Genomic DNA, 1323 nt, shown 5'->3' on the forward strand with positions numbered 1-1323 from the left:
TCTACGAAAAACTCGGCATCACCTCCCGCCGCCACCTCCGCACAGCACTCACCTGACCCCGACCGCCACCACACAGACCATCCCGGCCGACGCGATCATCACGCCGATCCCCGAATCCGGCGGCGCAACCGTCATCGGATCTACCGGCCGCGGACATTTCGACCGGAAAGTCCGTGACGGGATCGCCGTGGCTTGTGATCGTCGAGGGCTTCCACGATGCCCCCGGCGGGCCGTCGGCGGGCACGGCACTCCACGGCAGCCACCGCCCGGGCGCATGATGGAGTCGTAACGCCGATCGTCCACGGGAGAAACCACCCGCGGGGAGCTGCAGATGGACGCACGCTGGGGTGCTTCGAGCCGGGCGGCCACCGGAGGAGTGGTCGTGGGCCAGCCGGCGTTCGTCGGCCGCACGGCGGAGCTCGATGTGGTGGCGCAGGCTGCGCACAAGGCCGCGGCAGGTGAGCCGTCGCTGCTGATCGTGGAAGCGGCGGCGGGAATCGGGAAGACCGCGCTGGTCCGCCGGGCGATCGAAGGCCTTGAGGGCTTCTCCGTGTGGTGGGCGTCGTGCGACCCGGCCGAGCAGGACTGGCCGTTCTCGGTGGTCGAGCAGTGGCTGCGCCAGGCCGATCCGCGGTCGGAGGCGAACTCGATGGTCACGGATCGGGGACTCGGGCCGCACGTCCCGCCCGTGATGGTGGGCGCCCGGCTGGTGGAGTTGCTGAGCACGGCCCAGGAGGTGGGACCGGTCATCGTGGTCGTCGACGACGTGCACTGGGCCGACGAGGCGTCTTTGACGGCCGTGGGCTTCATGCTGCGCCGGTTGCGGGCCGACCGGGTGCTGGTGATCGCGACCGCCCGCACCGAAGCCGGTGCAGGAGCGGCCGTCGACGGGCTCGAAGGAGCGGTCCCGCCCGCGCGTGCGGCCCAGTGGCGACGCCTGGCGCGCGGCACGCCCCGGGTACGGGACCTGCCGTTGGAGGGACTGCCGCAGCAGGCCGTGGCGCAGATCGTCGAAACCGCCGGGGTGCGCGGAGCCGCGTCGCAGGCCCTGGCCAAGCGGCTGTGGGAACTGACCGGCGGGCACCCGTTGTACCTTCGCTCGATCCTGGCCGCGAACACGGCGGACACACTGATCGACCAGGACGCGGTGGTACTGGTGTCCGCCTCCCTGGAAGGCGCGGTACGTCAGATGCTCGCCCGGCTGCCGGCCCCGGCCCGGGCGATGGCCGAGGCGCTCGCCGTACTCGACGCGCCGGTGCCGCCGGCGGTGGCCGGCACGGTCGCCGGGCTGGAGGGCAACCCGGTGCAGGCGCTGGAGCCGCT

1 protein-coding gene is annotated in these 1323 nt (G+C 72.5%); it reads left to right on the forward strand.

The window, feature by feature from the left end:
• Positions 1-382 precede the first annotated feature (382 nt).
• Positions 383-1323, forward strand: a 941-nt coding sequence (locus AA75_RS26240; RefSeq protein WP_158515570.1) for an AAA family ATPase, incomplete at its 3' end; no start/stop codon positions are given.

Origin of the sequence: Kitasatospora sp. MBT63 (assembly GCF_000710465.2) — a bacterium.
GTDB lineage: Bacteria > Actinomycetota > Actinomycetes > Streptomycetales > Streptomycetaceae > Kitasatospora.